Source organism: Pseudomonas sp. AC172 (assembly GCF_979258595.1).
Genome location: NZ_OZ409868.1, coordinates 1,067,681 through 1,094,000 on the forward strand (window position 1 = coordinate 1,067,681; position 26,320 = coordinate 1,094,000).

Genomic DNA, 26,320 nt, shown 5'->3' on the forward strand with positions numbered 1-26,320 from the left:
ATGGTGGCGATAGGCACAGGGGCAGCGGCTCTATAGGAGTAGCACAAGTTGGCCTTAAGTCCCTGGCAGATCGATTTGTGCATCCAGCAAGGCCATAAAGGCTCTTGCCGCGTTCGATAGCGTCCGTTCAGTGTGCAGGATATAGCCTAGCTGGCGAGTGAGCTGTATGCCCGGTAAAGCGATGCTCGCCACCTGATCATCGAGCATGGTCCGTGGCAAAACGCTCCAGGCCAGGCCGATCGAGACCATCATCTTGATGGTTTCCAGATAGTTGGTGCTCATGGCGATGTTCGGCGTCAGTCCCTGGGCCTCGAACAAGCGTTGGACAATATGGTGGGTAAAGGTGTTGCCGCCGGGGAAAACCGCCGGATGACCGGCAATGTCGGCCAGACTGACGGCGCCGTTATTGATCAGCGAGTGCTCCGGAGCGACCACGAAATCCAGTGGGTCATCCCAGACGGGCGTGGCTTTGACCAGCGCGTGGGGCTCTGGCGCGAGGGTGATGACCGCCAGTTCAGCGCGGCCATGGAGGATTTCCTCGTAGGCCACTTCCGAATCGAGGAACTGAATATCCAGCGCCACCTGTGGGTAACGGCGGGTGAATTCCCTTAGGAGTGGCGGCAAACGGTGTAAACCGATGTGGTGACTGGTGGCCAGGGTCAGGCGCCCGCTGACTTCACCGGTGAGGTTGGTCAGGGCGCGGCGGGTGTCATCGAGCACGTTGAGAATCTGATAAGCCCGGGGCAGCAGGGCGCGGCCGGCCTCGGTCAGACCGACTTCACGGCCGAGCCTGTCGAACAGCCTTACCTTCAATTGTTGCTCCAGCCCGGCGATACGCTTGCTGATTGCCGGCTGTGTCAGGTGCAAGCGTTCGCCGGCATTGGAGAAGCTGCCGGTCTCGGCAATCGCGATAAAAGCGTTGAGGTTGGCCAGATCCATGTTCGTATTCCAGTTGGTTATCCAAAGCATAAAAAATATGAATTTGAGTTATTTAATCTAACCCCATAGGATCGGCCTCACAAGCCAAAGGGTTATTGATAAGCCCAGGGCATAGAAACAAGCTGATGAGGAACCGTCTGATGGCCGGCAAAACGCTCTACGACAAGCTCTGGGATTCGCATTTGGTCAAGCAGCGCGACGATGGCTCGGCGCTGATCTACATCGATCGTCACATCATCCACGAAGTGACCTCGCCGCAAGCCTTCGAAGGCCTGCGTCTAGCCGGGCGCAAGCCTTGGCGCATCGATGCCAATATCGCGACCCCGGACCACAACGTACCGACCACGCCAGAGCGCAAGGGCGGCATCGAAGCCATTGCCGATCAGGTCTCGCGTTTGCAGGTTCAGACCCTCGATGACAACTGCGATGAATACGGCATCGTCGAGTTCAAGATGAACGACGTGCGCCAAGGCATCGTCCACGTGATCAGCCCGGAGCAGGGCGCGACATTGCCGGGCATGACCGTGGTCTGCGGCGATTCGCACACCTCGACCCACGGCGCGTTTGGCGCCTTGGCTCACGGTATCGGCACCTCCGAGGTCGAGCACGTGCTCGCCACCCAGTGCCTGGTCGCCAAGAAAATGAAAAACATGCTGGTGCGCGTTGAAGGGCAATTGCCGTTCGGCGTGACGGCCAAGGACATCGTCCTCGCTGTAATCGGCAAGATCGGCACCGCTGGCGGTAACGGCCATGCCATCGAATTCGCTGGCAGTGCGATCCGCGACTTGTCCGTTGAAGGCCGCATGACCATCTGCAACATGTCCATCGAAGCCGGCGCCCGCGTTGGTTTGGTGGCTGCGGATCAGAAGACCGTCGATTACGTGAAAGGCCGCCCGTTTGCACCGAAAGGCGCGGAATGGGACTTGGCCGTCGAAGCCTGGAAAGACCTGGTGACCGATGACGACGCCAGGTTCGACACTGTGGTTGAACTCGACGCTGCGCAGATCAAGCCGCAAGTCAGTTGGGGTACTTCCCCGGAAATGGTTTTGGCGGTTGATCAGAACGTGCCGGACCCGGCCAAAGAGATGGATCTGGTCAAACGCGACTCGATCGTCCGTGCCCTGAAATACATGGGTTTGACCGCCAATCAGGCGATCACCGACATTCAACTGGATCGCGTGTTCATCGGTTCCTGCACCAACTCGCGGATCGAAGATTTGCGCGCTGCGGCGGTGATCGCCAAGGGCCGTAAAGTCGCTTCGACCATCAAGCAAGCGATCGTGGTGCCGGGTTCGGGTCTGGTCAAGGCGCAGGCTGAAGCTGAAGGTCTCGACAAGATTTTCCTCGAAGCCGGTTTCGAATGGCGTGAGCCGGGTTGCTCGATGTGCCTGGCGATGAACCCGGACCGTTTGGAGTCCGGTGAACATTGCGCCTCGACCTCCAACCGTAACTTCGAAGGCCGTCAGGGCGCCGGTGGCCGTACCCACCTCGTCAGCCCGGCCATGGCGGCTGCGGCAGCGGTGAACGGTCGTTTCATCGACGTTCGTGAATTGATTTAAAGGAGCGCAGCATGAAAGCTTTTACCCAGCACACTGGTCTTGTCGCGCCTTTGGATCGTGCCAACGTCGACACCGACCAAATCATTCCGAAGCAGTTCTTGAAGTCGATCAAACGCACCGGTTTCGGCCCGAACCTGTTCGATGAATGGCGTTACCTCGATGTCGGGCAACCGTATCAGGACAACTCCAAGCGTCCGCTGAACAAGGACTTCGTCCTTAACGCCGAGCGTTACCAGGGCGCCAGCGTCTTGCTGGCCCGCGAGAACTTCGGTTGCGGCTCCAGCCGTGAACACGCGCCGTGGGCGCTGGAAGAATACGGTTTCCGCAGCATCATCGCGCCGAGCTATGCCGACATCTTCTTCAACAACAGCTTCAAGAACGGCTTGCTGCCGATCATCTTGAGCGACGCCGAAGTCGATGAACTGTTTAAGCAAGTTGAGGCTGAGCCGGGCTATCAATTGCAGGTCGATCTGCAAGCACAGACCGTGACCCGTCCGGATGGCAAGGTGTACAGCTTCGAGATCGATGCGTTCCGCAAGCACTGCCTGCTGAACGGTCTGGACGATATCGGCCTGACTTTGCAGGACGGCGATGCGATTGCGACATTTGAGGCCAAGCACCGTGTGAGCCAGCCGTGGTTGTTCCGCGACGCATAAGCAAGTTTTGAATTGATGCAGTTCAGGCTGGCCTCTTCGCGAGCAAGCTCGCTCCCACAGGGCAATGCATTTCAAATGTGGGAGCGAGCTTGCTCGCGAAGGCGGTAGTCCAGGCAATACAAGGCTAAAACCCAGAAGGATGTGACCATGACCAGCACCGCCCAACACACTCAGGTCGTACAAAAGCAATTCGGTGAACAGGCCGCCGCCTACCTGAGCAGCGCCGTTCACGCTCAGGGCACCGAATTCGCACTGCTACAAGCTGAGCTGGCTGGGCAGGGCGACGCCCGGGTGCTGGATCTGGGTTGCGGCGCCGGTCATGTCAGTTTCCATGTCGCACCGCTGGTCAGGGAAGTGGTCGCCTACGACCTGTCACAGCAGATGCTCGACGTGGTCGCCGCCGCTGCCGTTGACCGCGGGATGAGCAACATTGCCACGGTGAACGGCGCCGCCGAGCGCTTGCCGTTTGCCGATGGCGAGTTCGACTTCGTGTTCAGCCGTTATTCGGCGCATCACTGGAGCGATCTCGGCGTGGCCCTGCGCGAAGTGCGTCGGGTGCTGAAACCGGGCGGTGTGGCGGCGTTCGTTGACGTGTTGTCACCGGGCAGTCCGTTGTTCGACACTTACCTGCAAAGCGTCGAAGTGCTGCGCGACACCAGCCATGTGCGCGATTATTCCGCCGCTGAGTGGCTACGGCAGGTCAGCGAGGCCGGTTTGCATGTGCGCAGCACCACGCGTCAGCGCCTGCGTCTGGAGTACAGCAGTTGGGTTGAGCGCATGCGCACGCCTGAGGTGATGCGCGCGGCGATCCGCCAGTTGCAGCAGTCGATGGGCAACGAAGTGCGCGAATATTTTGAGATTGATGCCGACGGCTCGTTCAGTACAGATGTAATCGTATTGATGGCTGAGCGATAAGAATTTTTCCGGGCGTGCCTCAGATGGCGCACCGACTCAAGACACGAGGAAAGCATGAGCAAGCAGATTCTGATTCTCCCAGGTGATGGCATTGGTCCGGAAATCATGGCCGAAGCGGTCAAGGTGCTGGAACTGGCTAACGACAAATACAGCCTGGGCTTCGAGCTGAGCCATGACGTGATCGGTGGCGCCGCCATCGACAAGCACGGCGTGCCGCTGGCCGACGAAACCCTCGACCGCGCACGTGCTGCCGATGCCGTGCTGCTGGGCGCCGTCGGTGGCCCGAAATGGGACGCCATCGAACGCGACATCCGCCCTGAGCGCGGCCTGCTGAAAATCCGTGCGCAACTGGGCCTGTTCGGCAACCTGCGTCCGGCGATCCTGTACCCGCAGCTGGCTGACGCTTCTAGCCTGAAGCCGGAAATCGTCGCTGGTCTGGACATCCTGATCGTCCGTGAGCTGACCGGTGGTATCTACTTCGGCGCGCCACGCGGCACCCGCACACTGGAAAACGGCGAGCGTCAGTCCTACGACACGCTGCCGTACAGCGAAAGCGAAATCCGCCGCATCGCCCGCGTCGGTTTCGACATGGCCATGGTGCGTGGCAAAAAGCTCTGCTCGGTGGACAAGGCCAACGTGCTGGCCTCCAGCCAATTGTGGCGTGAAGTGGTCGAACAAGTGGCCAAGGATTACCCGCAAGTCGAACTGAGCCACATGTACGTCGACAACGCCGCCATGCAACTGGTGCGCGCGCCGAAGCAGTTCGACGTGATCGTCACCGACAATATGTTTGGCGACATTCTGTCCGACGAAGCGTCGATGCTCACCGGTTCCATCGGCATGCTGCCGTCGGCCTCGCTGGATTCCAACAACAAGGGCATGTACGAGCCTTGCCACGGTTCCGCTCCGGACATCGCTGGCAAAGGCATCGCCAACCCGCTGGCAACCATTCTGTCGGTGTCGATGATGCTGCGTTACAGCTTCAATCTGCACGACGCGGCCGATGCCATCGAGAAAGCCGTGAGCGTGGTGCTGGATCAAGGCTTGCGCACCGGTGACATCTATTCGGCCGGTTGCAGCAAAGTCGGTACGCAGGAAATGGGCGACGCAGTAGTCGCCGCGCTGCGGAATCTGTAATCTCTCGGGCCCGCTGCGAAATTCAATACAAAGCAGCGGCCCACTTTTCAAGAAGGTGTAGTTGCGATGAAACGTGTAGGTCTGATCGGTTGGCGCGGGATGGTCGGTTCCGTGCTCATGCAGCGGATGCTGGAAGAGCAGGATTTCGATCTAATCGAGCCGGTGTTTTTCACCACTTCCAACGTCGGTGGCCAAGGCCCGTCCGTGGGCAAGGACATTGCTCCGCTCAAGGATGCTTACAGCATTGATGAGCTGAAGACCCTCGACGTGATTCTGACCTGCCAGGGCGGCGACTACACCAGCGAAGTGTTCCCGAAGCTGCGCGAAGCCGGCTGGCAGGGTTACTGGATCGACGCGGCCTCGAGCCTGCGCATGAACGATGACGCAGTGATCATTCTCGATCCGGTCAACCGCAAGGTCATCGACCAGCAACTCGACGCGGGCACCAAGAACTACATCGGCGGCAACTGCACCGTCAGCCTGATGCTGATGGGCCTGGGCGGTCTGTTCGAAGCCGGTCTGGTTGAGTGGATGAGCGCCATGACCTATCAGGCGGCCTCGGGTGCCGGCGCGCAGAACATGCGTGAACTGATCAAGCAAATGGGCGCGACCCACGCCGCTGTCGCCGATCAACTGGCCGATCCTGCCAGTGCGATCCTCGACATCGATCGTCGCGTGGCCGATGCCATGCGCAGCGAAGCGTACCCGACCGAAAACTTCGGCGTACCGCTGGCCGGCAGCCTGATCCCGTGGATCGACAAGGAACTGCCGAACGGCCAGAGCCGCGAAGAGTGGAAAGCCCAGGCCGAGACCAACAAGATCCTCGGTCGCTTCAAGAGCCCGATCCCGGTCGACGGCATCTGCGTGCGCATCGGTGCGATGCGTTGCCACAGCCAGGCGCTGACCATCAAGCTGAACAAAGACGTACCGATCGCCGATATCGAAGGGCTGATCAGCCAGCACAACCCTTGGGTCAAACTGGTGCCGAACCAGCGCGAGATCAGCATGCAGGAGCTGAGCCCGACCAAGGTCACCGGCACGCTGAATGTTCCGGTGGGGCGTCTGCGCAAGCTGAACATGGGGTCGCAATTCGTCGGTGCCTTCACCGTCGGCGACCAACTGCTGTGGGGCGCGGCCGAACCGCTGCGTCGCATGCTGCGGATTTTGCTTGAGCGTTGATTGCTTGAAGTGATGAAAGAGCCCGTGCCTTGTGAGAGGTGCGGGTTTTTTTATGCCTGGAGTTTCTAGGGTGTCTGTTCTGTTGCCTTCGCGAGCAAGCTCGCTCCCACATTTGAAGTGCATTTCCCTGTGGGAGCGAGCTTGCTCGCGAAGGGGCCGGCGCAGTCGCCGCAAATCCCGCAGAAATTGCCTGTGCGCCAGTCACCCGGTAAAGTGCCGCTCCCCCCGTTTCGCCAGAGGCTCGCACCATGACCCAGACCTTAGATATTGCCGTGATCGGCGCCACCGGTACTGTCGGCGAAACCCTCGTACAGATTCTCGAAGAACGCGACTTCCCCGTCGGCAACCTGCACCTGCTGGCGAGCAGCGAGTCTGCTGGCAGCTCGGTGCTGTTCCGCAACAAGAACGTGCGCGTGCGTGAAGTCGACGAGTTCGATTTCAGCAAGGTCAAACTGGTATTTTTCGCCGCCGGCCCGGCCATCACCCTGAGCTATGCCGCGCGTGCCCATGCCGCTGGTTGCTCGCTGATCGATCTGTCCGGCGCCTTGCCGGCCGATCAGGCGCCACAAATCGTCCCGGAGGCCAATGCCGAAGTGCTCGCCGGTTTGAAGGCGCCGTTTCAAGTCAGCAGCCCAAGCCCATCGGCCACTTCGCTCGCTGTGGTACTGGCGCCGCTGCTCGAGCTGATCGACCTGCAATATGTCAACGTCACGGCCAATCTGGCGGTTTCCGCCCAAGGCCGCGAAGCCGTGACCGAGCTGGCGCGGCAGACCGCCGAGCTGCTGAACATGCGCCCATTGGAGCCGACTTTCTTCGATCGGCAGATGGCGTTCAACTTGCTGGCTCAGGTCGGCACGCCCGACGCGCAGGGTCATACGCTGCTGGAAAAACGTCTGGTCCGCGAGTTGCGTCAGGTGCTGGCCAAGCCTTTATTAAAGATTTCCGCAACTTGCGTTCAAGCCCCGGTGTTTTTTGGCGATAGCCTTAGCGTGACCTTGCAGTCAACGTCGGCTGTCGACCTGACAAAAGTCAACGCGGCACTCGAAGCAGCGCCGGGCATTGAGCTGGTTGAGGCCGGTGATTACCCGACAGCAGTCGGTGACGCGGTAGGGCAGGATGTTGTCTATGTCGGTCGCGTGCGCAGCGGTGTCGACGACCCGGCGGAACTAAATCTGTGGCTGGCGTCAGATAACGTACGCAAAGGCGCGGCCCTTAACGCTGTGCAGGTGGCTGAATTGTTGATAAAAGACCTGCTGTAAAAGATACTTGGCAACAATTTGTCGACTGATTCTAGGTGAGCGCTATGCTTGCCCGGATTGCTTGATAACGTGTCACCCTCCGGGACTTTCCGGGGCATCAAAGAAATGATCGCGCGCGACATCTGTCGTCGTCGCGCGCAATGCCTTACGGCAGCGGTATTCAACATCTTCTCGCTGGCCGAGGAACGTTCAAACAAAGGATGAGGCTATGGTTCAAGTTCGCAAACTGGTGTTAGCAATAGCGGCCGCCTCGGCGCTGTCCTCCGGTATGGCGCATGCCCTCGGGCTCGGGGAGCTGACCCTGAAGTCGACCCTGAACCAGCCGCTGGTGGCTGAAATCGAGCTGCTCGACGTCAAGGATCTCACCGCTGCCGAAGTGGTGCCGAGCCTGGCTTCACCTGAAGACTTTGCCAAGGCCGGCGTCGACCGCCAGTCCTTCCTCAATGATCTGACATTTACCCCGGTACTCAACGCCAGTGGCAAAAGCGTGCTGCGCGTGACCTCGAGCAAGCCGCTGTCGGAACCGATGGTCAAATTCCTCGTGCAGGTGATGTGGCCGAACGGCCGTTTGCTGCGCGATTACAGCGTGCTGCTCGATCCGTCGAAATTCTCGCCGCAGACCGCTGATGCCGCCGCACAACCGGCGCCGTCGCAGACCATCGCCGCACCGACCACTGGCGCCACGCACCCGACGCAATACACCACCACGCCGCGCGATACCCTGTGGGAAATCGCCGCGAAGGCGCGTACCGGCGGCTCGGTGCAGCAGACCATGCTGGCCATTCAAGCGCTGAACCCGGATGCGTTCATCGGCGGCAACATCAATCGCCTGAAAACCGGTCAGGTGCTGCGCCTGCCGGATTCCGTGCAAAGCACTGCGCTGCCACAGTCGAAGGCGATTGCCGAAGTCGCGGCGCAGAACGAAGCCTGGCGCTCGGGCCGTCGTTATGTGGCCAAGCCAGGCACCGGTCAGCAGCAACTCGATGCGACCAACCGTGGTCGCGGCAATACCGGTGCAGCACAGAACGCCCAGGACAATCTGAGCCTGGTTTCCGCAGAAAGCGCCAAGGCCCGCGGCAAAGGCCCGGCGGGTGACGCCAAGGCGCTGAGCAACAAGCTTGCGGTGACTCAGGAAAGCCTCGACACGACCCGTCGTGATAACGAGGAACTGAAAAGCCGTATGTCCGATCTGCAAAGCCAGATGGACAAGCTGCAAAAACTGATCGAGCTGAAAAACAATCAGCTGGCAAAACTGCAGGCTGAAGGGGCGGGCGCTGCGCCAGCCGCCAACGCTGCTGCACCGGCGGTGCCTGCGATCACGGCTGAACTGGCTGCCACACCGCCAGCCACGCCGGCAGAAGCGGCGCCGACGCCAGAGTCTGCCATTGCGCCGCCGGCTGAAACGCCAGTTGAGCCAGTGGTCGCGCCGAAGCCGCCGGTCGATGAAGAGAAAACCTTCAATGAGCTGCTGACCAACCCGATCCTGCTGGGGCTGATCGGTGGCGGCGCTGTGGTTCTTCTGCTCCTGCTGTTGTTGCTGGCGCGTCGCCGCAAAGCTCAGCAGGAAGCCGAGAAACATCTGCGCATGGCCCGTGCCCTGTCGGAGGAGCAAGAGTTCTCCGCCGAGCAGGATCTGCCGGAAAGCAGCTTCGAAGGTCTGGAAACCCCGGCGGCGAGCGTCAAGCTCAACACCCCGGCACCAGCACCTGCTCCGGCCCCCGTAGTGGCTCCGGTAGTCGCCCCGATCGTGATGGCCGAGCCGATTGCTGCGCCGCTGGTGGCGCCGGCCGCCGAGCGTTCCGATGACGTGCTCGACAAGGCACAATCGCACATCAACGCCGGTCGCCTGAATCAGGCAGCCGCACTGCTGGAAGAGGGCGTGAGCCTGGAGCCGCAGCGCAGTGATCTGCGTCTGAAACTGATGGAAGTTTACGGTCAGCAGGGCGACCGCGATGCGTTCGTCGCTCAGGAACGTCAACTGGTGGCCAATGGCGACAACTTCGCCAAGGTCGAAGAGCTGAAAAGCCGCTTCCCGGCTATGGCCGTCGTCGCTGCGGCGGGTCTGGCCGCTGCTGCCGTGGCTGCCGAGCTGGACGCGCAATACGTCAAGGATCTGCTGCTGGATGAGCCTGAAGTGCCTGAGCCGGCGCCAGTGGAAGACGATCTGGACAGCGCGTTTGATCTGAGCCTGGACGATCTCGACAACATCACCCCGGTAGAGCCTGCGCCTGTGGTTGAGCCTGAAGCGCCGGTCGAGCTGGACGAGTTCCCGTCCGACGATGACCTGAGCTTCGAATCGGTGCTGCAACAGCAGACTGATATCAAAGAGAACCTGGATGATCTGTCGGACTTCGACCTGGATCTGGATCTCGGCGCCGAACCGTCGCCAGCCCCCTTGGCTGAAGACGACTTCCTGCTGGATCTGGACGATGGCGTGAAGGATCTGTCGCCGGTCGAGCCGCCAGTCGTGGCTGACGTGCCGCAAGACGATCTGGAACTGCCGGCCGATTTCGATCTGTCGCTGGCGGACGAGATGGATTCCAACCCACCGGCCGAGCCTGATGCATTTGCCGCCGAGCTGGACGACGTCAATGCCGAGCTGGATCGTCTGTCGCAAACCATTGCCGAACCGACCTTCACCGAAGCCGATGCGGCAATCGGTGGTGATCTGGGCGAAGACGATTTCGACTTCCTCGCCGGCACTGACGAAGCTGCGACCAAACTCGATCTGGCTCAGGCTTACATCGATATGGGCGATAGCGACGGCGCACGCGACATCCTCAACGAGGTGTTGACCGAAGGTGACGAGAAGCAGCGTGGCGAGGCCAAGGAAATGCTCTCGAACCTGGCGTAAGTCCAGCGGTAAACAAACAACGGCAGCCCAGTGAGGCTGCCGTTTTTGTTTGTGCCGGATCCAGTGGTGTCTGATCCAGCGCTTTCGCGAGCAAGCTCGCTCCCACATTTGGAATGCATTTCCCTTGTGGGAGCGAGCTTGCTCGCGAAAGCAGTGTTTCAGGCGACGGAGAACCCTCTGGCATCCCTGAACCACAGCCTTATAATGCCCGCCTTTGCACAAACAGCAGGCTGTCCCACCTTGGCAAACATAGATAACCCGGTCGCCGAAATGGCCCCCGACGGCTTTTACCGCGTCGCGCTGGGCGTTGAGTACAAAGGCTCGCGCTACAGCGGCTGGCAGCGTCAGCTGACCGGTGTGAAAACGGTGCAGGAAGAGCTCGAAAAAGCCTTGTCGAAAGTCGCCAACGCGCCGGTTTCCTTGCAGTGCGCCGGGCGCACCGATGCTGGCGTGCACGCCTGCGGACAAGTGGTGCACTTCGACACCACGGTCGATCGGTCGCTGAAGGCTTGGGTCATGGGCGCCAACATCAATCTGCCTCACGACATCAGTGTCAGTTGGGCGCGGGTGATGCCGGCGCATTTTCATGCGCGCTTCAAAGCCATCGCCCGGCGTTATCGCTATGTGATCTATAACGATCAGATCCGCCCGGCGCATCTCAACGAAGAAATCACCTGGAACCATCGTCCGCTGGACGTCGAGCGTATGGCCGAGGCCGCGCAATACCTGATTGGTACCCACGATTTCAGTGCGTTCCGCGCCGGCCAGTGCCAGGCCAAGTCGCCGATCAAGAAGATGCATCACCTGCGCGTGACCCGTCACGGCAAGATGATCGTGCTCGACATCCGCGCCAATGCCTTCCTACATCACATGGTGCGCAACATCGCCGGTGTGCTGATGACCATCGGTGCTGGCGAGCGCCCGGTGGAGTGGATGAAGGAAGTGCTGGAAAGTCGCGAGCGCCGTTCCGGTGGCGTTACGGCGCATCCTTACGGTCTGTATCTGGTGCAGGTCGAGTATCACGATGAATTCCCGTTGCCCGAGCGTTTTATCGGGCCGCATTTCCTTACGGGATTCTCCGAACTTGACGGCTGACGCCCTTGAGCGCTTTTGTTACCATCCGGGACTTTCCCGGTTTTTGCCTCGGAGTTTTTCTCGATATGTCAGCCGTTCGCAGCAAGATCTGCGGGATTACCCGCATAGAAGATGCGCTGGCCGCCGTTGAGGCCGGGGCAGATGCGATCGGGTTCGTGTTCTACGCCAAGAGTCCACGAGCGGTAACCGTACAGCAGGCGCGGGCGATTATTCAGGCATTGCCGCCGTTCGTGACCACCGTGGGTCTGTTCGTCAACGCCAGCCGCTGCGAGTTGGGGGAAATCCTCGATGCCGTGCCGCTGGATTTGTTGCAGTTCCATGGCGATGAAACTGCTGAAGATTGTGAAGGCTGGCATCGTCCCTACATCAAGGCGTTGCGGGTCAAGGCCGGTGATGACATAGCGGCTGCCGTTGACGCTTATCCCAGCGCCAGCGGAGTTCTGCTCGATACCTACGTTGAAGGCGTGCCGGGCGGAACCGGTGAGGCGTTCGACTGGTCATTGATTCCGCAAGGTTTGAGCAAACCGTTGATTCTGGCCGGTGGTTTGACCCCGGAGAACGTTGCAGACGCCGTGGTTCGGGTGAAACCGTACGCGGTAGACGTCAGCGGTGGGGTTGAGGCGAGCAAGGGCATCAAGGATCACGCAAAGATTCACGCGTTCATCAACGCGGTACGCAAAGCGCCATATTGATGTGACGGCTGGCAGTCTGCCGCCGTCCATCAATGCACTTGCACAAAGCAGGCGCGGCTGAGGGTTTCTGGATCGCACGCAGGTCATGTTTAGCGCTGATCGTGGCAGTCCGGCAACCATCGCCACACACATGAATTTAGCTGAAGGGCATACGCGGGGCTGCGAACCAGAGCGTTCGGGCCGCCGGTACTGGAGAAAGAAAGCATGAGCAACTGGTTAGTAGACAAACTGATCCCTTCGATCATGCGTTCCGAGGTCAAAAAGAGCTCGGTCCCTGAAGGTCTGTGGCACAAATGCCCGTCTTGCGAGGCGGTGTTGTATCGTCCAGAGCTGGAAAAGACCCTGGACGTTTGCCCTAAATGCAACCACCACATGCGCATCGGCGCACGTGCGCGCATCGACATCTTCCTCGATGCCGAAGGTCGCAACGAGCTGGGCGCCGATCTGGAGCCGGTTGACCGTCTGAAATTCCGCGACGGCAAGAAGTACAAGGATCGCCTGACCGCTGCACAGAAGCAGACCGGCGAAAAAGACGCGCTGATCTCCGTCAGCGGCACCTTGCTGGGCATGCCAGTGGTGGTCTCCGCTTTTGAATTCGCCTTCATGGGCGGTTCCATGGGCGCCATCGTCGGTGAGCGCTTCGTGCGCGCCGCCAACTACGCGCTGGAAAACCGCTGCCCGATGATCTGCTTCGCCGCCTCCGGTGGTGCGCGCATGCAGGAAGCGTTGATCTCGCTGATGCAAATGGCCAAGACTTCGGCTGTGCTGGCGCGTCTGCGTGAAGAGGGCATTCCGTTCATCTCCGTACTGACCGACCCGGTGTACGGCGGTGTTTCCGCAAGTCTGGCGATGCTCGGTGACGTGATCGTCGGTGAGCCGAAAGCCCTGATCGGCTTCGCTGGCCCGCGCGTTATCGAACAAACCGTGCGTGAGAAGCTCCCGGAAGGCTTCCAGCGCAGCGAATTCCTGCTGGAGCACGGCGCGATCGACATGATCATCCACCGTCAGGAACTGCGCCCGCGTCTGGGTAATCTGCTGGCACAGATGACTGGCAAGCCGACGCCGAAATTCGTCGCCGCGCCAATCGAGCCGATCGTGGTTCCACCGGTACCTGCTGGCCTATGACCGAGCGCACCCTTGGCGAATGGCTCGCCTACCTTGAGCAGTTGCATCCGTCGGCCATCGACATGGGTCTGGAGCGTTCGCAACAGGTAGCGTCCCGCATGGGGCTGGGCCAGCCGGCGCCTCGGGTGATCACGGTCACCGGCACCAACGGCAAGGGTTCCACCTGCGCTTTTGTGGCTTCATTGCTGCGCGCGCAGGGCCTGAGCGTTGGTGTCTACAATTCCCCGCACCTGCTGCGTTATAACGAGCGGGTGCAGATCAATGGCGTCGAAGCGACTGACGCACAGCTGTGTGAGGCCTTCGCGGCGGTCGAGGCCGGGCGCGGCGACACTTCCCTGACTTACTTCGAAATGGGCACCCTCGCGGCGTTCTGGCTGTTTCAACAGGCCGGGCTTGATGCGGTGGTGCTGGAGGTCGGTCTGGGTGGGCGTCTGGACACGGTCAACGTGGTCGATGCCGATATCGCGCTGGTTACCAGCATTGGCGTCGATCATGCCGATTATCTGGGCGACACCCGCGAATCTGTGGCTTTCGAGAAGGCCGGGATTTTCCGTCACGGCAAACCTGCCTTGTGCGGCGATCTGAATCCTCCGCAACCGCTGCTCGACAAGGCGCGTGAACTGGCTTGCCCGTTCTTTTTGCGTGGGCGTGATTTCGACCTCGGCATTACTGATCAGCACTGGCAATGGCGTGGCACCGATGCGCGCGGTCAGGCTGTTGAGTTGCGTGACCTGCCGCTGCTCGATCTGCCGATGGAAAACGCCGCGCTGGCGTTGCAGGCGTATCTGCTGCTCGGTTTGCCGTGGGATTCGCAACAGATTGTGGCGGCGTTGCAGGCGACTCGCGTGGTTGGTCGACTTGATCGCCGCACGTTCGAGTGGAGCGGCAAGCGCCTGAATTTGTTGCTGGATGTTGGGCACAATCCGCATGCCGCCGAGTATCTGGCCCGTCGTTTGGCCTCGCGGCCGCCTGTCGGTAAGCGTCTGGCAGTGTTCGGTCTACTGGCGGACAAGGATCTGGATGGTGTTGTCGGCGAATTGAATGCTAGTGTCGAGCATTGGGCCGTTGCGCCGCTGGATTCGCCGCGCACACGTCCAGTGGCTGAATTAAACGCTGCATTGCAGAACCTTGGCGCTGCGGTCACGTCTTACGACAGTGTTGCGGCCGCCCTGGAAGGGCAGTGCGCCGTGGCTGGCAGCGACGACGAGATTCTGTTGTTCGGATCATTTTATTGTGTCGCCGAGGCCCTTGAATGGCTGGCCCGGCGCTCCACGGAGGAAGCGGCAAATGGCTTTGCTGGATAAAGCGTACAAGCAACGCATGGTTGGCGCTTTGGTGCTGGTTGCGCTGGCGGTGATCTTCCTGCCGATGCTGTTTTCCCGTCAGGACGAGCAGCGTCAGGTGACCGTTGAGGCGCCGGCAGCTCCGCAAGCGCCTGCCATGCCGCAAGTGCAAATGGAAACGGTGGCCGTGCCTGAGCCGCAAGCCTTGCCGCAGGAGCCAGTGCCAACGGATGAAGAAGTCGCCGAAGACACGGCGCCTGCTGCGCCTGTCGCACCGGCGCCGACGGCTCCTATTATGATCACCAAGCCTGTTGCGCCGCCTGCAGTGGCCAAGCCGATTCCTGCACCTGCCCAGCCGATTACTGCGGCGTCGAGCAAGCCTGACACCACGCAAAGTCGGGTCGATGCCAACGGCCTGTCGGTGAGCTGGTCGGTGCAACTGGCCAGTCTGTCGAGTCGTGCCAGCGCTGAGAGTCTGCAGAAAACCCTGCGCACCCAAGGCTATAACGCTTACATTCGCTCCGCCGATGGCAAGAATCGGGTGTTTGTCGGCCCGTTGATCGAGCGTGCCGAGGCTGATCGTCTGCGTGATCTGTTGGGCCGTCAGCAGAACCTCAAGGGTTTTGTTGTGCGCTTCCAGCCCGAGCGCGGCTAAAAACTATCACCTCGATTGAAATGCACTGACAATCGCAGCTTACCGAGAGGCATGCGCTCTGCTAAAATGCGCCGCCTTATCCGTCTGTAGGCTGCACTGTGCCATTTACCTGGGTTGACTGGGCGATCGTTGCAATCATCGCCATCTCCGCTTTGATCAGTTTGAGCCGCGGCTTCGTCAAGGAAGCATTATCGCTGGTGACCTGGATCATCGCAGGAGTCGTCGCCTGGATGTTCGGTGGCTCATTGTCCGAGTACCTCGCCGGATACATCGAAACCCCATCGGCTCGCGTGATCGCGGGCTGTGCCATCATGTTTGTCGCCACACTGATCGTGGGCGCAATGATCAATTATCTTATCGGCGAGTTGGTTCGCGTCACCGGATTGTCCGGGACCGATCGATTCCTCGGCATGGCCTTCGGTGCTGCGCGTGGCGTGTTGCTGGTGGTCGTGGCGGTCGGGCTGTTGAGCCTGGGGCCGGTACAGCAGGACGGGTGGTGGAAAGAATCACAGCTCGTTCCAAAATTTCTATTGGTCGCTGATTGGTCCAAAAACCTGATTCTCGGGTGGAGCAGTCAGTGGCTTGCCAGCGGAATCAGCGTACCCGCTGATATTCCGTTCAAGGAGCAACTCTTGCCGTCGGCGAAAACGCCTCAGTGAGTGTTGTTCAGTTCAGATCCATTAAGTAGGGGTTGCGTCGCATGTGTGGCATCGTCGGTATCGTCGGTAAGTCGAACGTCAATCAGGCGCTGTATGACGCGCTAACCGTGCTCCAGCACCGCGGCCAGGACGCTGCCGGTATCGTTACCAGCCATGATGGCCGGTTGTTCCTGCGCAAGGACAATGGCCTGGTGCGTGACGTGTTTCAGCAGCGTCACATGCAGCGTCTGGTCGGCCACATGGGGATCGGTCACGTCCGTTACCCGACTGCGGGCAGCTCGACTTCGGCCGAAGCCCAGCCGTTTTACGTCAACTCGCCTTACGGTATTACTCTGGCGCACAACGGTAATCTGACCAACGTTGAGCAGTTGGCCAAAGAGATCTACGAATCCGATCTGCGTCACGTCAACACCAGTTCCGACTCGGAAGTGCTGCTCAACGTGTTCGCTCACGAGCTGGCCCAGCGCGGCAAGCTGCAGCCGACCGAAGAAGACGTGTTTGCCGCCGTGACCGACGTGCACAACCGTTGTGTCGGTGGTTACGCCGTTGTGGCGATGGTGACCGGTTACGGCATCGTCGGTTTCCGTGACCCGCATGGCATCCGTCCGATCGTGTTCGGCCAGCGTCACACCGACGAAGGCGTCGAGTACATGATCGCCTCGGAAAGCGTTTCGCTGGACGTGCTCGGTTTTACCCTGATTCGCGACCTGGCCCCGGGTGAAGCGGTCTACATCACTGAAGACGGCAAGCTGCATACCCGTCAGTGCGCGACCAATCCGTCCCTGACTCCGTGCATCTTCGAACACGTCTACCTGGCGCGTCCGGATTCGATCATCGATGGCGTGTCGGTCTACAAGGCCCGTCTGCGCATGGGTGAGAAGCTCGCCGAGAAGATCCTGCGCGAGCGTCCAGAGCACGACATCGACGTGGTTATCCCGATTCCGGACACCAGTCGTACGGCGGCACTGGAACTGGCCAACCACCTGGGCGTGAAATTTCGCGAAGGTTTCGTCAAGAACCGTTACATCGGTCGTACCTTCATCATGCCGGGCCAGGCGGCGCGCAAGAAATCGGTACGTCAGAAGCTCAACGCCATCGAACTGGAATTCCGCGGCAAGAACGTGATGCTGGTCGATGACTCGATCGTGCGCGGCACCACCTGCAAGCAGATCATCCAGATGGCCCGCGAAGCCGGCGCGAAAAACGTCTACTTCTGCTCGGCCGCTCCGGCGGTTCGCTTCCCGAACGTCTACGGCATCGACATGCCGAGCGCGCACGAACTGATCGCACACAACCGTTCGACTCAGGACGTGGCGGATCTGATCGGTGCTGACTGGCTGATCTATCAGGACCTGCCTGACTTGATCGAAGCGGTCGGCGGCGGCAAGATCAAGATCGAGAACTTCGATTGCGCAGTGTTCGACGGCAAGTACGTCACCGGTGACGTCGATGAGGCATACCTGAACAAGATCGAACAGGCGCGTAACGACTCCTCGAAGATCAAGACCCAGGCGGTCAGTGCGATCATCGATCTGTACAACAACTGAGTTTCTACCGGCCCTGAGGGGCCGGTTTTGTATCTGAATTTCAATTTTTGCGAACAGGGCAAGGAGTGACAGCATGAGTCAGGAATGGGATGCCGGTCGGCTGGACAGCGACCTCGAAGGCGTAGCGTTCGATACCCTGGCCGTACGTGCCGGTCAGCACCGTACGCCGGAAGGCGAGCACGGTGATCCGATGTTCTTCACCTCCAGCTACGTGTTCCGCACGGCTGCCGATGCGGCCGCGCGGTTTGCCGGCGAAGTGCCGGGCAACGTTTACTCGCGTTACACCAATCCGACCGTGCGCGCGTTCGAAGAGCGCATTGCCGCGCTGGAAAGCGCCGAGCAGGCCGTTGCGACCGCAACCGGCATGGCCGCGATCATGGCGGTAGTGATGAGCCTGTGCAGCGCGGGTGATCACGTGCTGGTCTCGCGCAGTGTGTTCGGTTCGACCATCAGCCTGTTCGAAAAATACTTCAAGCGTTTTGGCGTGGAAGTTGATTACGTGCCTCTGGCTGACCTTTCGGGTTGGGATGCGGCGATCAAGTCGAACACCAGACTGCTCTTCGTCGAATCGCCGTCGAACCCTCTGGCTGAGCTGGTCGACATCACCGCGCTGGCGGAAATCGCGCACGCCAAAGGCGCGATGCTGGTGGTCGATAACTGCTTCTGTACGCCTGCCTTGCAGCAGCCGCTGAAAATGGGTGCTGACATTGTTGTGCACTCGGCAACCAAGTTCATCGACGGCCAAGGCCGTTGCATGGGCGGCGTGGTCGCCGGTCGTAGTGAGCAGATGAAAGAAATCGTCGGTTTCCTGCGTACTGCCGGGCCGACCCTTAGCCCGTTCAATGCGTGGATCTTCCTCAAAGGACTGGAAACTTTGAACCTGCGGATGAAGGCGCACTGCGCCAACGCCCAGGAGCTGGCCGAATGGCTGGAGCAGCAGGATGGCATCGAGAAGGTGCATTACGCCGGTCTCAAGAGTCACCCACAGCACGAACTGGCTCAGCGTCAGCAGAAGGGCTTTGGTGCGGTCGTGAGTTTCGAGGTCAAGGGTGGCAAAGAGGGTGCATGGCGCTTTATCGATGCGACTCGCCTGATTTCGATCACCGCCAACCTCGGCGACAGCAAAACCACGATCACCCATCCGAGCACCACTTCCCATGGCCGTCTGGCGCCGCAGGAGCGTGAAGCAGCGGGCATCCGTGACAGCCTGATCCGCATTGCGGTCGGTCTGGAAGACGTGGCCGACCTGCAAGCCGACCTGGCGCGCGGTCTGGCAGCGCTGTGATCGAGTTGTCGACCCCTAAAGCCGGTACCCATGGCCGCGTTGCGCTGGTCACGGGTGCCGCGCGCGGTATCGGTCTGGGGATTGCGGCATGGCTGATCAGCGAAGGCTGGCAAGTCGTGCTGACGGATCTGGATCGTGCGCGCGGTTCGAAAGTGGCGAAGGTACTGGGCGAAAACGCCTGGTTCATCGCGATGGATGTTGCCGATGAGGGCCAGGTAGCGCTCGGCGTTGCCGAAGTGCTGGGGCAGTTTGGTCGTCTCGATGCGCTGGTCTGCAACGCGGCGGTCGCCGATCCGCACAACATCACTCTGGAAAGCCTCGATCTGGCTTACTGGAATCGCGTGCTGGCGGTAAACCTAAGTGGGCCGATGCTGTTGGCCAAACACTGTGCGCCGTACCTGCGCGCGCACAACGGTGCGATCGTCAATCTGGCCTCGACACGTGCGCGGCAGTCGGAGGCGGACTCTGAGGCGTATGCGGCGAGCAAGGGTGGATTGTTGGCGCTGACGCATGCGCTGGCGATCAGTCTGGGTCCGGAGATTCGCGTCAACGCCGTCAGTCCGGGCTGGATCGATGCGCGTGATCCCTCTGCGCGTCGGGCCGAGCCTTTGGCCGATGCCGATCATGCTCAACATCCAGCGGGCAGGGTAGGGACGGTTGAAGACGTAGCGGCGATGGTCGCCTGGTTGCTGTCGAGGAATGCCGGGTTTGTCACCGGGCAGGAATTCGTCGTAGATGGCGGCATGACCAAGAAGATGATCTACAGCGAATAAATCGTGTTCTTTTTCTGAATTTGCGTCGAATGGACTGCCGTCGTCGCGAGCAAGCTCGCTCCCACATTTGGAATGCAATCCCCTGTGGGAGCGAGCTTGCTCGCGATGGCGGTCTTGCAGGATGGAAACAATTTCGTCTTTTTTAGAAAAACTTCAATCCTGCTATTGACTTAGGTTCGCTACCTGCGTAAATTTCGCGGCCTCGGAGATGCAAACGGGTGATTAGCTCAGCTGGGAGAGCGTCTGCCTTACAAGCAGAATGTCGGCGGTTCGATCCCGTCATCACCCACCACTCCCGAGAGACTTGCGTAAGCAAGAGCGTAGGCTGAAAGTGCCTGCACCGACGCGCAGCGGTAGTTCAGTCGGTTAGAATACCGGCCTGTCACGCCGGGGGTCGCGGGTTCGAGTCCCGTCCGCTGCGCCATATTTTACGGATCAGGCTTGTCTGGTCCGCGATTGCAAAGCACCGAAGCTTTCAGTCAAAACGAGTTACTTGAGCGTAAGCTCAAAGCGATACGCAGCGGTAGTTCAGTCGGTTAGAATACCGGCCTGTCACGCCGGGGGTCGCGGGTTCGAGTCCCGTCCGCTGCGCCATATCTGCTCCAAGGACCACTGAACGCCTTGAAGCACCGAAAACAGCCATTGGCTGGTTCGGAATCGATAGCAAAGACCCTGGTCGAAAGACCGGGGTTTTTTGTGTCTGAAATTTGGCTTTTCCGCTTTTTTCTTCTATCCCCTCCATCCTGTGCCCTGCACAAATCCCTGTGGGAGCGAGCTTGCTCGCGAAGGCGTCGGCATATTCAAAATTTGCATTGGCTGGCACAACGCTTTCGCCAGCAAGCTCGCTCCCACATGGGCGTGCCCAGTTATCTCTGCGGTCTAGATGCGGTGCCACGTCGCATTGATTTTTTGATTCTTTAGTCAAATTTTTGTAACTGGTTGTTTGCTGCGAGCGCAGAAACCTTTAAAGTTAACCTTTCGGTCAGCTTTGCACTGTCAACACGCCCTTTGTTTAGCCAAGAAGGGCTTCTGCAAGACTCGAGATTCCCCAGTAGATAACCAGAAGGGCGGACACATAACCGCCCAGAGGATGATCCATGTCCAACCGTGAAATATCCCGGCGCTCGTTCCTACAGGGCGGGCTGGTGGCGGGGGTGAGCGTCACGCTCACGCCGCTCAGCAGTCAGGCGCTGGCTGCCTTGATGGAAAACACTGTCACCGTGCCGTCCGAGAAGTGGCTCGGCAACAACGGCAAGGCGCGTCAGCGTAACGACGCACTCTCCAAGGTCTGCGGCAGCAAGGTTTTTGCCCGCGACATCCGCTCCAGGGACATGCCGGGCTGGCCTGAACAGCAAGGCCACGCCATGTTGCTGAAAACCATCAAGGCTGACCGCATCTACGCCGGTTACGACCTGTCGTGGCTCGGCGCCGATTTGCAGCCGGACCGTATCGTCACCGCCGCTGATCTGGACAAGGACGGCATCGTCTTTCCGGAAGAGCACGCCCCTGATCCGCTGTTGCCGGAAGGTAAAGTACCGATGTTCATCGGCCACCCGGTGGCGATCCTGATCTGGAACGATTTCGAGCGTTTCCGTCAGGCGAAGAACAAACTCAAATTCAATGACAAAGCAATCCGTTACGGTGCACAAGTGCCGTACTACGAAGGCGATCCCTACGGCAGCTTCCGCTACGTGCGCGTGGGTGGTCCGACCTCGGCCGACGAAGACGAATTCGCCAGCCTCAAGGACTCGATCCTGTTCCCGATGCTGAAGAACCGTCGTCCGGTATGGAATTCCCAGCCGAACTTGCACGGCAACCTCACCGAGCGTGGCCTGTTCTACGCTGACCGCATGAAGAAAGAGATCGATACTCCGCCGGACAACTGGCTGGTGTTCGACGAGCGCTACAAAACCCCGTCGATCGAACCGGCCGCCATGGAACCGGATAACGGCAACGGCTGGTACGACCCGAAAACCAAAACCCTGCACTTCGTGGTGGCTACCCAGTGCCCATTGGAAGCGGCGACCGAAACCGCGAAAATGATCGCGCCGTCGCGCTTCGGCCTGGCCAACCTCAACATGCACCCGGGTTACACCGTGGGTTACGGTTCCAAAGACCACAACATCTTCGTCTACTACGCAGCCCTCGCCGCGTTGTACGGCGCCGGTGTGCCAGTGCGTTTGGCGAACGACCGCTATGAACAATTCCAGAGTGGCATCAAGCGTCACCCGTTCGACATTCGCTATCAGTTGGCCGTGGACAAGAACGACTACAGCTTCAAGATTTTCCGCGCCGAAATGAGCGTCGACGGTGGCGGCCGCATCAACTACAGCCCGTCCGTAGCGGCAGTTGGCGCCACGGCGGCGCAGTCGATCTACTACATGCCGCAGAACGACCTGCAAGTCACCGCTTACCACTCGCGTGGTGTTGAGGCGGGTTCGATGCGCGGTTACGGCACCCTGCAAAGCATGGCGGCGACCGAGATGATGGTCGACGAAATCGCCAATCGCCTCGGTGTCGATGCCATCGACCTGCGTCGCAAGAACGCCCTGCGTTCGGGCATGAAAAACACTCAGGGCGCGATCCCGGCCGGTGCTTTGCGCCTGCACGAGATTCTCGACAAGGCCTCGGTGCACGAAGTCTGGAAAAACCGCGACGCGATCAAGAAACAGCGCGAAGCCGCCGACCCGGACAACTGGTACGGCGTCGGTTTCGCCATTTGCCAGAAAGACTTCGGCACCGGTTCCGAAGCGCCGATGGCCAGCATCGAATTCACTGCCGACGGTCGCATTACCCTGCGTCATATCGGTATCGAAATCGGCACCGGCATGTCCACCTCGCAAGCCCTGGTGGTGGCCGATTTCCTCGGCAGCCCGGCGCACGAAGTGAAGACCGGCGAAACCGAATGGAAGGAAATGCAACTGATCACCAGCGGCAACCCTTACATCATGAGCCAGGCCGAGCAGGACAACCTGCTGCGCAACCCACGTTGGGTCGGCAAACTGGCTTCGGCCTCGTCGGCGACTAACTCTGCCTACTATTTCAGCCACGCCACCCGTGAAGCGGCACGCGTGCTGTTCAACAACGGTTTGTGGCCGGCGGCCATGGAAATCTGGCGTCAGGGCCCTTACGGCGGTCAAGCCAACCCTTACGTGGTGCGTCGCGAAGATGCGCACTGGGTTGACGGCAAGCTCACCGCCAACGGCATGCAGCCGTTGACCTTCGAAGAGCTGGCCAAACACGCTCACGAGCGTGGTCTGGTCACCGGCGCCACCGTTCACGCGTTCAACCGCTGGAGCTGGGCTGAGGCCGAATACAGCATCGATGGCGTGCGCGAGCGTCTGCCGCTGGATGGTCTGGCAGTGAAATATGGCGATGGTGCGCCAAAGGCGAAGAAAGCGCTGATGAACACCGCTGGTTTCCACTTGCTGGATCGCCAGAACATCAATTACCCGGTTGTCCAACTGAACAACGCCGCGGTGACTTACTACAGCCCGGTCGCCACGCTGGTCGAGCTGAAGGTCAACAAGGGGTCTGCCGAAGTCGAAGTGCTCAACCACCATTCGTGGGTGGAGTGCGGTCGTGTGCTGGTCGAAGAATTGGTCAAGGGCCAGCTCGAGGGCGGTATCGCCATGGGCATCGGCCACGCCTTGATGGAAGAGATGCCGCTGTACGAAGGTGGACCGGGGGAGGGTGACTGGAACTTCAACCGTTATCGCCTGCCGATGGCCCGTCACGTTGCCGTGTGGAAACAGACGTCGGAGATTCTCCCGGCACTGTCGCCAAGTGATCCGTCCAAAGGCATCGCCGAAGTGGTGATGATCCCGATTGTCGGTGCCATCGGTAACGCCGTGGCGCACGCCATCGGTAAACGTGTTCGCGACCTGCCAATCACTGCTGCGCGCATCAAGGAGGCCCTCAATGGCTAACCGTCCGCTTCAACTGACCCTCAATGGTCAATCCGTCGGCCCGGTGGACATCCCTGATGACCTGCCGATGATCGACTACCTGCACGAATACAAAAACCTCACCGGTTCGCGCCTGGGCTGCGGCCAGGGCATCTGCCACGCCTGCGTGGTGATCGTCGATAACCCGGACGGCACCAGCGAAGAAGTGCGCACCTGCATCACTGGCGCGCATTACTTCGAGGGCAAGAAAGTCCGCACCATCGAATCTCACGCCAAGCGTGACGAGGCGGGTCAAGTTACCGAGCTGAACCCGATCCAGCAGCGCTTCGTTGATGAGTTCGCCTTTCAGTGCAGCTACTGCGCACCGGGCTTCGTCAACGCCGCGACCGTACTGGTTGAAAAGCTGCAACGTCAGCCGACCGTGCAAAGCAAACTCGAGCAAGTCATCGAGGACAGTCTCGGCCATCACGTCTGCCGTTGCACCGGGTACGTGCGTTATTACAACGCCACCCGCAACGTGCTGACCGATCTCGGCCTGGTCAAGGAGGGTTAAGCATGAAGCTTTTTCTGACCCGCCTGGCCTTGGCAGTCGGCCTGGCTGCGCCGGTGTTGTTTGCCCACGCCGATGATCAGGTCAAGCGCGGCGAGTATCTCGCCCGCGCCGCTGACTGCATGGCCTGCCACACGGCACCGGGCGGCGCGCCGTTTGCCGGCGGGCTGCCGATCGTCTCGCCGTTCGGCACGATCTACGGCACCAACATTACGCCGAGCAAGGAGCACGGCATCGGTCTGTACAACGATGACGAGTTCTTCGCTGCGTTGACCGAGGGCAAACGTCGTGATGGCGCGAACCTCTATCCGGCGATGCCGTACACCTCGTATCACCTGATGCCGCGTGAAGATTCGGATGCGATTCATGCGTACCTGAAAACCATCGAGCCGATCGAGCGCGCAGCACCGGTCACCAGCCTGAGCTTCCCGTTCAACGTGCGTCCTGGGCTGATCGGCTGGAACATGATGTACGGCAAAGCGCTGAAACTGGAGCCGGCCGAAGGCAAAAGTGAAGCCTGGAAGCGCGGCCAGTACATGGTCGAAGTGCTCGGTCATTGCGGCGAATGCCACACGCCGCGCGGCCTGCCAGGTGCGATGCAGTTGGATAAACGCCTCACCGGCGGCATCCTCAATGGTTATCTGGCGCCGAGCCTGCTAGCCACTGATCTCGCCGCTCGCGGCTGGAACGAGCAGGATCTGAGCACGTTTCTCAAGCACGGCATGAGCGCGCAAGGGACGATGTTCAACGAGATGTTCCCGGTGTTTCACAACAGCACCCAAGGCCTGAACGATACCGATCTGGCAGCGATGGCGACGTTCCTGCTCGGCGACAAACCGCCAGCCGCCAAAGCCCTCGTCGAAGTGCCAGTAGAGAAACTCAGCGCCAGCGCCCAGCGCGGTCAGCAGGAATACCTGAACGTCTGCGCCGGTTGCCATGCGGTCGGTGGCGAGGGCAAGCCGCACATTGCGGTGGCCATGCGCGGCAACACTACGTTGCGTCTGGAAGACCCACGCAATCTGTTGCGGGTGATCGAGGATGGTATTGGCGAACAGAAGTTCTCCGGGTTCGAGCACATGCAACCAATGCCGGGTTTCGCTGACAAGCTCAGTCCTGAACAGCTGACCGATCTGCTCAACTACTTGCGTCAAGGTTGGGGCGGTCAGTCGGCTGAACTGGCGGTGAGCGACGTGCAGAAACTGCAAGCCGACGCACCGTCCATCGAGCACAAGGCGCACTGACATGCAGCATCTCGATCTACAAGTGGTGCGCCGCGCGCTGGAGTGGTCGGTGGCGGGGCAGCGCATCTGGCTCTGCACCGTGCTGACGACTTACGGCTCGGCACCGCGTGCGCCGGGTTCGCTGCTGGCGGTGAACGATGGCGGACAGTGGATCGGCTCGCTGTCCGGCGGCTGCGTCGAGGAAGATTTCCTTGAACGCGTCGCCGAAGGTGCGTTTCTCGATGCGGTCAACGTCGTGCGTTACGGCGAAGGCGACGATCCGCGCTCGCGGGTCAGTCTGCCCTGTGGCGGCATTCTCGATGTGCTGGTTGAGAAATTTGACGCTGACTGCGAGGTGCAGGCGCATCTGCGTGAATTGGAGTCGGCGCTGCTCGGTCAGCGTCGCTTGATTCGCGAGGTCGATCTGGCCAGCGGTGCGCGCAGTCTGTTCGCTGATCGCGAGCAGGGTGCGCGGATCGAGCGCGAGATTGATCGGGTGCGGATTCGCGTTGGCGCGGCGCAGCGCTTGTTGCTCGCCGGTTATTCCAGCGTGGCACAGGCGTGTGCCGAATTTGCCGTCGGCCTCGGGTTTGAAGTGATTCTCTGCGATCCGCGTGATGAGGTGCTTGAAGGCATAGTGCTGGATGGCGTGGAAATTCGTCGGCAATTGCCGTCGGTGTTTATTGCCGACGGTGGCTGTCATCGTGATACGGCGGTCGTGGCGTTAACGCATGATCCGCGCATCGATGATCTGGCAATGATGGAAGCGGTGCGCACCGAGGCGTTCTACATCGGCGTGATGGGCTCGTTGCAGACTTCGCAGAAGCGTTTCGAACGCCTGCGGCGGATTGGTGGGCTGGGGGAGAGTGAGCTGGTGCGGATTCATGCGCCGATTGGTCTGAACCTGGGCAGCAAGACGCCGGCAGAAATTGCCTTGGCGGTGCTGGCGGATATTGTACGGATCCGTAGCGGCATTGCTCGCGACCAGCTCTGAGTTCTGTCCTTCAATGAAGAGGGCCGCTAACAGCGG

Annotated in this window: 21 protein-coding genes and 3 tRNA genes; 23 read left to right on the plus strand and 1 reads right to left on the minus strand. The window is 60.2% G+C overall.

The annotated features are described in order from the left end of the window. Positions 1-54: 54 nt before the first annotated feature. Positions 55-939: a LysR family transcriptional regulator gene (locus ACZ0A4_RS04845; protein WP_463573343.1), complete on the minus strand. Its 885-nt coding sequence runs from the start codon at positions 937-939 to the stop codon at positions 55-57. Between the two features lie 140 nt (positions 940-1,079). Here ACZ0A4_RS04845 and leuC point away from each other — a divergent pair, with 140 nt between their 5' ends. The 23 genes from leuC to ACZ0A4_RS04960 all read left to right on the plus strand — a co-directional run bounded on the left by leuC (position 1,080) and on the right by ACZ0A4_RS04960 (position 26,284). Beyond that, positions 1,080-2,498: a 3-isopropylmalate dehydratase large subunit gene (leuC, locus tag ACZ0A4_RS04850; protein WP_463573344.1), complete on the plus strand. Its 1,419-nt coding sequence runs from the start codon at positions 1,080-1,082 to the stop codon at positions 2,496-2,498. A gap of 11 nt (positions 2,499-2,509) precedes the next feature. Further along, positions 2,510-3,154: a 3-isopropylmalate dehydratase small subunit gene (leuD, locus tag ACZ0A4_RS04855; RefSeq protein ID WP_007913445.1), complete on the plus strand. Its 645-nt coding sequence runs from the start codon at positions 2,510-2,512 to the stop codon at positions 3,152-3,154. A 147-nt stretch (positions 3,155-3,301) separates the two neighbouring features. Beyond that, positions 3,302-4,069 (plus strand): class I SAM-dependent methyltransferase, encoded by a 768-nt coding sequence (locus ACZ0A4_RS04860; protein ID WP_463573346.1) that lies wholly within the window; start codon positions 3,302-3,304, stop codon positions 4,067-4,069. 54 nt (positions 4,070-4,123) lie between these two features. Beyond that, the gene (gene leuB, locus ACZ0A4_RS04865) at positions 4,124-5,206 is read left to right on the plus strand and encodes a 3-isopropylmalate dehydrogenase (protein WP_463573348.1); all 1,083 of its coding nucleotides are present in this window, start codon (positions 4,124-4,126) and stop codon (positions 5,204-5,206) included. A 66-nt stretch (positions 5,207-5,272) separates the two neighbouring features. Continuing rightward, entirely contained in the window at positions 5,273-6,385 is a 1,113-nt protein-coding gene (gene asd, locus ACZ0A4_RS04870) for an aspartate-semialdehyde dehydrogenase (protein ID WP_007913448.1), read from the plus strand. Between the two features lie 248 nt (positions 6,386-6,633). Next, complete coding sequence (locus tag ACZ0A4_RS04875) at positions 6,634-7,644, plus strand: aspartate-semialdehyde dehydrogenase (protein WP_463573350.1); 1,011 nt, start codon at positions 6,634-6,636, stop codon at positions 7,642-7,644. Between the two features lie 208 nt (positions 7,645-7,852). Then, a complete protein-coding gene (locus ACZ0A4_RS04880) occupies positions 7,853-10,498 on the plus strand; it encodes a motility hub landmark protein FimV (protein ID WP_463573351.1) in 2,646 nt (881 codons plus the stop codon). Positions 10,499-10,768: 270 nt separating this feature from the next. Continuing rightward, positions 10,769-11,593: a tRNA pseudouridine(38-40) synthase TruA gene (truA, locus tag ACZ0A4_RS04885; RefSeq protein WP_171057367.1), complete on the plus strand. Its 825-nt coding sequence runs from the start codon at positions 10,769-10,771 to the stop codon at positions 11,591-11,593. Positions 11,594-11,658: 65 nt separating this feature from the next. Beyond that, the gene (locus tag ACZ0A4_RS04890; RefSeq protein WP_463573352.1) at positions 11,659-12,285 is read left to right on the plus strand and encodes a phosphoribosylanthranilate isomerase; all 627 of its coding nucleotides are present in this window, start codon (positions 11,659-11,661) and stop codon (positions 12,283-12,285) included. Between the two features lie 204 nt (positions 12,286-12,489). Further along, entirely contained in the window at positions 12,490-13,410 is a 921-nt protein-coding gene (gene accD / locus ACZ0A4_RS04895; protein ID WP_007913458.1) for an acetyl-CoA carboxylase, carboxyltransferase subunit beta, read from the plus strand. After that, entirely contained in the window at positions 13,407-14,714 is a 1,308-nt protein-coding gene (folC, locus tag ACZ0A4_RS04900) for a bifunctional tetrahydrofolate synthase/dihydrofolate synthase (RefSeq protein ID WP_463573354.1), read from the plus strand. The genes accD and folC overlap by 4 nt, the downstream gene beginning before the upstream one ends. Continuing rightward, positions 14,698-15,348: an SPOR domain-containing protein gene (locus ACZ0A4_RS04905; RefSeq protein ID WP_463573355.1), complete on the plus strand. Its 651-nt coding sequence runs from the start codon at positions 14,698-14,700 to the stop codon at positions 15,346-15,348. Before folC ends, ACZ0A4_RS04905 begins: the two co-directional genes overlap by 17 nt. Positions 15,349-15,446: 98 nt before the next feature. Further along, positions 15,447-16,007, plus strand: a complete 561-nt coding sequence (locus tag ACZ0A4_RS04910; protein ID WP_007913461.1) for a CvpA family protein — start codon at positions 15,447-15,449, stop codon at positions 16,005-16,007. Between the two features lie 41 nt (positions 16,008-16,048). After that, the gene (gene purF / locus ACZ0A4_RS04915; RefSeq protein WP_007913462.1) at positions 16,049-17,554 is read left to right on the plus strand and encodes an amidophosphoribosyltransferase; all 1,506 of its coding nucleotides are present in this window, start codon (positions 16,049-16,051) and stop codon (positions 17,552-17,554) included. Between the two features lie 73 nt (positions 17,555-17,627). Further along, on the plus strand, positions 17,628-18,839 hold the full coding sequence (locus tag ACZ0A4_RS04920; protein WP_064116804.1) for an O-succinylhomoserine sulfhydrylase: 1,212 nt from the start codon (positions 17,628-17,630) through the stop codon (positions 18,837-18,839). After that, entirely contained in the window at positions 18,836-19,612 is a 777-nt protein-coding gene (locus tag ACZ0A4_RS04925) for an SDR family oxidoreductase (protein WP_463573356.1), read from the plus strand. The genes ACZ0A4_RS04920 and ACZ0A4_RS04925 overlap by 4 nt, the downstream gene beginning before the upstream one ends. A gap of 216 nt (positions 19,613-19,828) precedes the next feature. Next, a tRNA-Val gene (locus tag ACZ0A4_RS04930) sits at positions 19,829-19,904 on the plus strand. Positions 19,905-19,959: 55 nt separating this feature from the next. Then, positions 19,960-20,036, plus strand: a tRNA-Asp gene (locus ACZ0A4_RS04935). Positions 20,037-20,129: 93 nt separating this feature from the next. Beyond that, positions 20,130-20,206: transfer RNA gene (locus tag ACZ0A4_RS04940), tRNA-Asp, on the plus strand. A gap of 503 nt (positions 20,207-20,709) precedes the next feature. Beyond that, positions 20,710-23,541, plus strand: a complete 2,832-nt coding sequence (locus ACZ0A4_RS04945; protein ID WP_463573357.1) for a xanthine dehydrogenase family protein molybdopterin-binding subunit — start codon at positions 20,710-20,712, stop codon at positions 23,539-23,541. After that, positions 23,534-24,073 carry a (2Fe-2S)-binding protein gene (locus ACZ0A4_RS04950; RefSeq protein WP_122609025.1) on the plus strand — a complete coding sequence of 180 codons (540 nt, stop codon included), beginning with the start codon at positions 23,534-23,536 and terminating at the stop codon, positions 24,071-24,073. Before ACZ0A4_RS04945 ends, ACZ0A4_RS04950 begins: the two co-directional genes overlap by 8 nt. Before the next feature lie 2 nt (positions 24,074-24,075). After that, a complete protein-coding gene (locus ACZ0A4_RS04955; RefSeq protein ID WP_463573358.1) occupies positions 24,076-25,311 on the plus strand; it encodes a c-type cytochrome in 1,236 nt (411 codons plus the stop codon). Between the two features lies 1 nt (position 25,312). After that, positions 25,313-26,284 carry an XdhC family protein gene (locus ACZ0A4_RS04960; protein ID WP_463573359.1) on the plus strand — a complete coding sequence of 324 codons (972 nt, stop codon included), beginning with the start codon at positions 25,313-25,315 and terminating at the stop codon, positions 26,282-26,284. Positions 26,285-26,320: the final 36 nt, after the last annotated feature.